This is a genomic window from uncultured Phenylobacterium sp. (genome assembly GCF_902826855.1).
Taxonomy (GTDB): domain Bacteria; phylum Pseudomonadota; class Alphaproteobacteria; order Caulobacterales; family Caulobacteraceae; genus Phenylobacterium.
Genome location: NZ_CADEGK010000199.1, coordinates 1 through 8,044 on the forward strand (window position 1 = coordinate 1; position 8,044 = coordinate 8,044).

Sequence of the window (8,044 nt, forward strand, 5' to 3'; positions counted from 1 at the left end):
AGGACGCGCGTGAATTCCTCGGCCTTGAACCCGTCGTCGACGATCTTCCCGTTCAGCCGCGCCGAGCCGCCCAGCAGCGGCGCCTCCACCGAACCGGAGCCGTTCCAGAACAGGCCGTCGCCCTCGCCGTCGAAACCGGTCAGCACTGGCGGGGCGCCGGGCGTGAAGCGCACGCCCCTGCCGGCGCCCGCCGTGTCGTCGAAGCCGCGGGCCGCGCGGCCGGACACTTCCCACTTGATCTCACCGATGGAGCCGGATCCCTCGATGCGCAGTTGGCCCTGGTTGCGGCCGTCGTCCATGCGGTTGTTGGCCACCGCCAGCACGCCGCGCAGGCCGCCGTCCTGCCGCTGGACGACGTTGGCCAACACCGTCTTGCCCTGCATGTCGATGCCGGGCGCGCCGCCTCGGATGACCTCGATGCGCGCGACCTTCCCGGCCGGTATGCGAACCAGGATCTCCTGCAGGGTGTCGGTCTTGCTGGCCGGGCGCTGGCCGTCGATCAGCACGTTGCCCGCCGCGCCCTCGAAGCCGCGCACCACGGCGCCGTTGTCGACTGAGAAGCCCGGGATGCGGGCCAGCATGTCGAAGGCCGTGGCGGGCTGCTGCGCGGCGAAGAACTCCGGACCGAAGCTGGTCACGCCTTGTTCGGCCGGCGCGGCCACGACCGCCGCCGCGGCAGCCTGGGCCAGAAGGCTGGCGATCAGCATAGGCGTACTCTCCCCAAGTGGACGCTTAGTGCCGCGGGTCGCCTGTCGCAGGCCAATTAATTGCCGGTAACGCGGATCGGATTTCCGGATCCGCGCCGCCATTAGATTGACAGATGTAACCCATACGTTCGCCTTACGCCCCCAAAGCGCGGCTGTATGTGCGGTGAAGAATCGAGGAGGCCAGCGCGCGATCGCGGCGAGCTTGGCGCTCGTCACCGCCTCTGCGGAGGAGAAGCGGCTTCGGGACCGCTGCGTCCGATCCAAGGCGGTCGCCCAGGCCATGTCGCCAATGCGAACCCAAGGCGGAGATCGTGCGCCTGCGGCCGGCGAACGAGCGGCTTTGAGCCTAGGTGGGCCACTCGTCGAACTGTGGCGAGCCGTCGGCGATGACCTCCCAGCGCACCTTGGAGCCCACGAAGATGTGCCCGGAGATGGCCACGTCCGGGTCGCCGTCCAGCGCGCCGGCCGGGATCAGCACCCGCTGGCCATCGCGCAGGATATGAGGCGTGGGACAGCCGCAGGTCCGGCAGAACAGGCTCTTCCAGCCGGTGGGCGTGGCGTAGACTTGGACATTGTCCTCGCCCGCCAACCACTCGAATCGGTCGCGGCGGATGTTCAGCACCGCGAGCAGTGGCAGAACCCGACCGGGGCGAGCTTCTCCTTCACGCCGAACCGCACCGCCCCGCAGAGGCAGCCGCCGGTGGCGACGAAGGGCCCCGCCGGCTCGGTCAAACGCTGGTCCCGCCCACCGTCAGGCCGGTGATCTTCAGCGATGGCTGGCCCACGCCCACCGGCACGCTCTGGCCGCCCTTGCCGCAGACGCCGACGCCGGGGTCGAAGTCGAAGTCGTCGCCGATCATGGTCACCCGCGTTAGCGCCGAAGGCCCGTCGCCGATGAGGGTCGCGCCCTTTACCGGCGAGGTGATCTTACCATCTTCGATCAGGTAGGCCTCGGTGCACTGGAACACGAACTTGCCGTTGGTGATGTCCACCTGCCCGCCGCCGAAGTTCGCGCAGTAGAGGCCGCGCTTGGTCGAGGCGATCATCTCCGCCTGCTTGTGCGACCCGGCCAGCATGGCGGTGTTGGTCATCCGCGGCATCGGCATGTGGGCGTAAGACTGTCGCCTGGCGTTGCCCGTGGGCTGGAGGCCCATCAGCCGCGCGCTCATCCGGTCGTGCATATAGCCCACCAGGATGCCGTCCTCGATCAGGATGGTGCGCTCGGTCGGCGTGCCCTCGTCGTCGACCGTGAGCGAGCCGCGGCGGCCCGGGAGGGTCCCATCGTCGAACACCGTGACGCCGGGCGCCGCGACCCGCTCGCCGATGCGGCCGGAGAACGCCGAGGTGCCCTTGCGGTTGAAGTCGCCCTCCAGGCCGTGGCCCACCGCCTCGTGCAGCAGCACGCCGTTCCAGCCGGGACCCAGCACCACGTCCATCTCGCCGGCCGGGCAGGGGATGGCGTCCAGGTTGGTCAGCGCCTGGCGCAGCGCCTCGTCCACCTGGGCCTGCCACTTGTCCGGCGTGATCCAGGTCTCGAAGCCGACGCGGCCGCCGGCGCCGGTGTAGCCGTTCTCCCGCTTGCCATCGCGCTCGACGGTGACCTGGACGTTGATCCGACTGAGGGGACGCACGTCGCGGATCAACCGCCCGTCGGCGCGCAGGATCTCCACCGTGCGCCGCTCGCCGTGCAGCGAGGCCATCACCTGCACGATGCGCGGATCGCGGGCCCGCGCCCAGGCGTCGATCTCCTCCAGCAGCGCGACCTTGTCGGAGAAGCCGGGCGAACTGAGCGGGTTTTCTTCGCCGTAGAGCTTTGCGTTGGTGGCCCGAGGCGCCTCGGCGACCGTACCGGCATAGCCGCGCTTGGCCAGGCGCGCCGACGAGGCCGCTCGGCGGATCGCGGCCTCGGAGATCTCAGAGGCGTGGGCGTAGCCGGCCGTCTCGCCCGCCACCACCCGCAGGCCGAAACCCTCGGTGGCGTCGTAGGCCGCCGACTTCAGGCGCCCGTCGTCGAACAGGAACGATTCGCTCTCGGAGCGCTCGACGAACAACTCCCCATCGTCCGCGCCCTGCAGCGCATCGCTCAGGATATCGCCGGCGCGGGCGGGATCGACGCCGGAGGCGTCGAGGATCGAGGGGGCGGGGACGGGAGCGTTCATGCGGGGAAGATAGGGGCTCAGGCGGCGGCCGTCACCCTTGGCTGTCCGCGTCGTCGCGACACGGCAGGCATGGGTCGTGCCCCCAGTTCATCAGGCTCCACCGCCAGCGGGTGGCGGTGACATCGCCCCACGGCCGCTGCGCCAGGTGGCGGCGGCAGTAGCCGATCACGCGTCGCATGTGCCGATAGTCGGCCTCGGTAAGGTCGGCGGTCGCGGTGTCGCGGATAACGAGGATCCTTCGCGCCGACTGCCGCCCCACCGATTCGGTCTCGCCCTTGCGGATCATCCCCACCTTGCGGCTTTCCGGTCCCTCCACCCAGCTCCGCAGAGCGGCCTGTGAAAGGTTGGTCAGGCGCAGGAATTCACGCCGGATTTCGGCCTCCTCATCGGGGCTCAGGTGCATCTGGCGGGCTTTCGCAGAACGAGGTGTGGCCGGAGGGTGCGGTGTAAGGGCCGTGAACGCCTTGGCAAGCCCAAGGGATGCGCGTAATGACCCGCGAAGGGGCCGGTCGGGCGATGCAGGAGAGCATGTCCGCGCGTCCTGTTCGCAGCCGGCGGTGACCACCTTTTCTGGGCGCCGGCGGCCCAGCAGACCGAGGGGACATGAAGTCGAGATTCCACGGATTGCGGACGCGGGCGGCGGGGGCCCTCGCGGGCGCCGGCGCAGCCTTCTGGGGCGCAGCCGCCTGGGCCGAAGAGCTCATCGGCCAGCCGACGAACGGCGCGATCGACATGCAGCGCGGCGTCACGCCGCTGCGCAACGACGCCATCTGGTTCCACAACGTGATCCTGATGCCGGTCATCACCATCATCACGCTGTTCGTCCTGCTGCTGCTGGTCATCGTGGTGGTGCGCTTCAACAAGCGAGCCAACCCGGTGCCGGCGAAGTGGAGCCACAACACCGCCATCGAGGTCGCCTGGACCGTCTTGCCGGTCTTGATCCTGATGGTCATCGCGTTGTTTTCGTTCCGGCTGCTGTTCGACTACAACGACATGCCGAAGCCCGACGTGACCGTGAAGGCCACCGGCTACCAGTGGTACTGGGGTTATGAGTACCCGGACCAGAAGATCGGCGAGTACATCTCCAACATCGAGCCGAAGGAAAAGGCAGAGGCCGCAGGCAAGCCTTACCTGCTGGCCGCAACCGCGCCCATGGTGGTGCCGGTCAACAAGGTGATCCGTGTCCAGGTGACCGGCGCCGACGTGATCCACGCCTGGGCGGTGCCGGCTTTCGGGGTTATCACCGACGCGATCCCCGGCCGTCTGAACGAGACCTGGTTCAAGGCCAACCGCGAGGGCATCTACTACGGCAGCTGCCGCGAACTGTGCGGCGTCGACCACGCCTTCATGCCCATCGAGGTGCATGTGGTGAGCCAGGCCGCGTTCGACGCCTGGGTGGCCGGCAAGGCTCCGAAGCCTGCGCCGGCAGCGGCAGCGGCGGCGCCCGCCGCTGAGGCCGCCGCGACCCCCGCCGCCGCAACCGCGCCTGCCGCGGCCACCCCGGCCGCGCCCGCCGCAACCCCGCCCGCCGCGCCTGCGGCTCCGGCCACGAACTAAGCTGGGACCTGCGTAACATGGCTCATGCCGCCGCCCACGATCATCACGATGATCACGACCACATGCCGGGGTTTTTCACCCGCTGGTTCCTGTCCACGAACCACAAGGACATCGGCACCCTCTACATCCTGTTCGCCATCATGGCGGGCCTGGTCGGGGGGGCGCTTTCCGGACTGATCCGCTGGGAGCTGGCTGAGCCGGGCATCCAGGTCTTCCGCGAGGGGTCGCTGCTCTCACAGATCAAGATCGGCGGGCACAGCCTCATCGAGGCGTCCAAGCATGGCTACAACGTGGTGGTCACCGGCCACGCGCTGATCATGATCTTCTTCATGGTCATGCCCGCGATGATCGGCGGGTTCGGGAACTGGTTCGTGCCGCTGATGATCGGCGCGCCCGACATGGCCTTCCCGCGGATGAACAACATCTCCTTCTGGCTGCTGGTGGCGGCCTGGGTGATGCTGGTGGTCTCGATGTTCGTGCCCGGCGGGCCCGGCAACGGCTTCGGCGGCGGCTGGACGCTCTATCCGCCGCTATCCACCCTGGGCCATACCGGCCCTGCGATGGACTGCGCGATCCTCTCGGTCCACCTGGCCGGCGCCAGCTCCATCCTGGGCGCCATCAACTTCATCACCACGATCTTCAACATGCGCGCGCCGGGCATGACGCTGCACCGGATGCCGCTGTTCGTCTGGTCGATCCTGGTGACCGTGTTCCTGCTGCTGCTCTCGCTGCCCGTCCTGGCCGGCGCGATCACGATGCTGCTCACGGACCGCAACTTCAACACCCACTTCTTCGACGCCGCCGGCGGCGGCGACCCGGTGATGTTCCAGCACCTGTTCTGGTTCTTCGGTCACCCTGAGGTGTACATCCTGATCCTGCCCGGCTTCGGCATGATCTCCCACATCGTCGCCACCTTCAGCCGCAAGCCCGTGTTCGGCTACCTGGCCATGGCCTATGCCATGGTGGCCATCGGCTTCATCGGCTTCGTGGTGTGGGCCCACCACATGTACACGGTCGGCATGGGCATCGAGCTGCGGGCCTACTTCGTGGCGGCCACCATGGTCATCGCGGTGCCGACGGGGGTGAAGGTGTTCAGCTGGATCGCCACGATGTGGGGCGGGTCGATCGACTTCAAGACGCCCATGCTGTGGGCGATCGGCTTCATCTTCCTGTTCACCGTGGGCGGGGTGACCGGCGTGGTCCTGGCCAACGCCGCCGTCGACTACCAGGTGCACGACACCTACTACGTGGTCGCCCACTTCCACTACGTGCTCAGCCTCGGCGCCGTGTTCGCGATCTTCGCCGGCTTCTACTACTGGTTCGAGAAGATGTGGGGCGTGAAGTACAACGAAGCCCTGGGCGCCGCGCACTTCTGGATCATGTTCGTCGGCGTGAACCTGGTGTTCTTCCCCCAGCACTTCCTGGGCCTGCAGGGGATGCCGCGCCGCTACGTCGACTACGAGGTCGCCTTCTCCTACTGGAACAAGGTTTCTTCGATCGGCTACGTGATCACGGCCGTCGGGGTGTTGGTGTTCCTGCTGGTCCTGGTGGAATCGATGATCCGCCGCCGGAAGGCCGAGGCCAATCCGTGGGGCGAGGGCGCCACGACGCTGGAGTGGACGCTGCCGTCACCGCCGCCGTTCCACCAGTTCAACGAACTTCCGGTGATCAAGCCCGACGCCCACCACTAGGGCGGGGTCCGCCGGACCGGACATTCGGGGGGCGCGTTCCAAGCGGGGCGCGCCCTTCGATCATTCTGAGAGTATAGATCGATGGCCATGATGGCCCAGACCGCAACTCGCACACCGGCCCGCTGGCAAGACTTCGTCCTGCTGCTGAAGCCGCGCGTCATGTCGCTGGTGGTGTTCACGGCCCTCACCGGCCTGGTCTGCGCCGGCCAGCCGGTGAACCCGATCCTGGCGTCCGTGGCGATCCTCTGCATCGCAGTGGGGGCGGGCGCTTCGGGCGCGCTCAACATGTGGTACGATGCCGACATCGACCGTCAGATGCGCCGTACCCGCGGCCGACCGGTGCCCGCCGGCAAGGTGCAGGGCGCTGATGCGCTCGCCTTGGGCGTGGTGCTGTCGCTGTTCTCCGTGATGCTGATGGGGATGGCGCTGAACTGGCTGGCGGCCGGCCTGCTGGCCTTCACCATCGTCTTCTACGCGGTGGTCTACACCATGTGGCTGAAGCGCTGGACAGCGCAGAACATCGTCATCGGCGGCCTTGCCGGGGCGCTGCCGCCGGTGATCGGCTGGGCCGCAGCTTCAGGGACCACGCCGCTGAACGCCTGGCTCCTCTGCGCAATCATCTTCATGTGGACCCCGCCGCACTTCTGGGCGCTCTCGCTGTACACCTCCGAGGACTACGCCAAGGCTGGCGTGCCGATGATGCCGGTGGTCAAGGGCGCGGCCTCCACGCGCCTGCAGATTCTGGTCTACAGCCTGCTCCTCATCCCCATCTGCCTGGCGCCGGCCGCTACCGGACTCGGCGGGCCGGTCTATCTGGGCGTGGCGAGCGTGGGCGGGGCGGTGTTCCTCCTGCTGGCCTGGCGGCTCTACCTCAGTCACGCGGGCGATGCGGCCGACCCGCGCAACGACGACGGGCTCTACGACGTGCGCGCAGGCGCGAGCGACGCACGCAACCTGTTCGCCTTCTCGATCCTCTACCTCAGCCTGTTGTTCGCCACCCTCCTGGGCGAGCACCTGGCGGGCGTCAGGCCTCTGGAGCTGTTGCGATGAGCGATCCCTCACATGAGGGCGATGATTTCGCCAAGGCCCGGCGAGGCCGCAATATCGCGCTCGCCCTGGGTCTCATCGTCTTCGTGATCCTCGTCTTTGTGGTCACGATCGAGAAGCTGGGAGCCAGTGTTGCGAACAGACCCTTCTGACCCCTCCAAGCCCGGTCCGGCCCAGAAGCGCAACGCGCGCGTGGCGCTGATCTGCGCCGGCGGCATCGCGGTGATGACGGGGGCGTCCTTTGCGGCGGTGCCGCTGTACCGGGCCTTCTGCCAGCTGACCGGCTTCGACGGGACCACGCGCCGCGCCGACGCGGCCTCCGACACCGTGCTCGACAAGACCATCACGGTGCGTTTCGACGCCAACGTGCGCGACCTGCCGTGGACCTTCACCGCACAGCAGACCTCCCAGGTCGCCAAGATCGGCGAGACCAAGCTGGCCTTCTTCAAGGTGACCAACAATTCCGACCGCCCGGTGACCGCGCGGGCGACCTACAACGTGGTGCCGGAGCAGGCCGGGGTGTATTTCCAGAAGCTGCAGTGCTTCTGTTTCGACGACCAGACCATCGCCGCCGGCGCCACCATCGAGGTGCCGGTCCTCTACTTCATCGATCCGAAGTACGCCTCCGACATCAACACCAAGGGCAAGCCCGAGGTGACCCTCAGCTACACCTTCTTCCCGTCGGTTACGAAGCAGGCTGAGGCCGCGAAGGGCGACAGGAAAGGCTGAGAACCTTGCTCTCCTGACGGATGAGGGACCCGCACACGCGGCGCGGCGCGCCGGAGCGCGGTCCAAAGTGGCGCGCCTGCGGTGCGCGCCCATTGCCTGGACGGATCGCCACCCCGTATCCGATGCCTGTGACGGGCGCTTTCTCCTGCAAGGG

9 protein-coding genes are annotated in these 8,044 nt (G+C 67.9%); 5 read left to right on the plus strand and 4 right to left on the minus strand.

Annotated elements, in window-relative coordinates; translation table 11 throughout:
• The 4 genes from QZV94_RS20435 to QZV94_RS20450 all read right to left on the minus strand — a co-directional run.
• The coding region (locus QZV94_RS20435; RefSeq protein ID WP_293681204.1) for a TonB-dependent receptor at positions 1 to 707 on the minus strand (707 nt) is incomplete at its 3' end.
• Positions 708 to 1,053: 346 nt separating this feature from the next.
• Positions 1,054 to 1,329, minus strand: coding sequence for a GFA family protein (locus tag QZV94_RS20440; protein WP_293681207.1), 276 nt, complete (start codon positions 1,327 to 1,329; stop codon positions 1,054 to 1,056).
• Positions 1,330 to 1,435: 106 nt separating this feature from the next.
• On the minus strand, positions 1,436 to 2,866 hold the full coding sequence (gene tldD, locus QZV94_RS20445) for a metalloprotease TldD (RefSeq protein WP_293681210.1): 1,431 nt from the start codon (positions 2,864 to 2,866) through the stop codon (positions 1,436 to 1,438).
• Between the two features lie 31 nt (positions 2,867 to 2,897).
• Positions 2,898 to 3,269 (minus strand): DUF3140 domain-containing protein, encoded by a 372-nt coding sequence (locus tag QZV94_RS20450; RefSeq protein WP_293681213.1) that lies wholly within the window; start codon positions 3,267 to 3,269, stop codon positions 2,898 to 2,900.
• A gap of 200 nt (positions 3,270 to 3,469) precedes the next feature.
• On the opposite strand from QZV94_RS20450, the gene coxB reads away from it, so the two are divergent.
• From coxB to QZV94_RS20475, 5 genes are all read left to right on the plus strand, one after another.
• Positions 3,470 to 4,423 carry a cytochrome c oxidase subunit II gene (gene coxB, locus QZV94_RS20455; protein WP_293681216.1) on the plus strand — a complete coding sequence of 318 codons (954 nt, stop codon included), beginning with the start codon at positions 3,470 to 3,472 and terminating at the stop codon, positions 4,421 to 4,423.
• A 17-nt stretch (positions 4,424 to 4,440) separates the two neighbouring features.
• Entirely contained in the window at positions 4,441 to 6,114 is a 1,674-nt protein-coding gene (gene ctaD / locus QZV94_RS20460; RefSeq protein ID WP_293681219.1) for a cytochrome c oxidase subunit I, read from the plus strand.
• Positions 6,115 to 6,195: 81 nt separating this feature from the next.
• On the plus strand, positions 6,196 to 7,164 hold the full coding sequence (cyoE, locus tag QZV94_RS20465) for a heme o synthase (RefSeq protein WP_293681222.1): 969 nt from the start codon (positions 6,196 to 6,198) through the stop codon (positions 7,162 to 7,164).
• Positions 7,161 to 7,313 carry a hypothetical protein gene (locus QZV94_RS20470; RefSeq protein WP_293681225.1) on the plus strand — a complete coding sequence of 51 codons (153 nt, stop codon included), beginning with the start codon at positions 7,161 to 7,163 and terminating at the stop codon, positions 7,311 to 7,313. Before cyoE ends, QZV94_RS20470 begins: the two co-directional genes overlap by 4 nt.
• Positions 7,294 to 7,890: a cytochrome c oxidase assembly protein gene (locus QZV94_RS20475; protein WP_293681228.1), complete on the plus strand. Its 597-nt coding sequence runs from the start codon at positions 7,294 to 7,296 to the stop codon at positions 7,888 to 7,890. Before QZV94_RS20470 ends, QZV94_RS20475 begins: the two co-directional genes overlap by 20 nt.
• Positions 7,891 to 8,044: the final 154 nt, after the last annotated feature.

Coding starts and splice junctions, on each gene's coding strand:
- cyoE (WP_293681222.1), top strand. CDS start 6,196: ATGGCCATGATGGCCCAGACCGCAACTCGCACACCGGCCCGCTGGCAA.
- coxB (WP_293681216.1), top strand. CDS start 3,470: ATGAAGTCGAGATTCCACGGATTGCGGACGCGGGCGGCGGGGGCCCTC.
- tldD (WP_293681210.1), bottom strand. CDS start 2,866: ATGAACGCTCCCGTCCCCGCCCCCTCGATCCTCGACGCCTCCGGCGTC.
- ctaD (WP_293681219.1), top strand. CDS start 4,441: ATGGCTCATGCCGCCGCCCACGATCATCACGATGATCACGACCACATG.
- QZV94_RS20470 (WP_293681225.1), top strand. CDS start 7,161: ATGAGCGATCCCTCACATGAGGGCGATGATTTCGCCAAGGCCCGGCGA.
- QZV94_RS20450 (WP_293681213.1), bottom strand. CDS start 3,269: ATGCACCTGAGCCCCGATGAGGAGGCCGAAATCCGGCGTGAATTCCTG.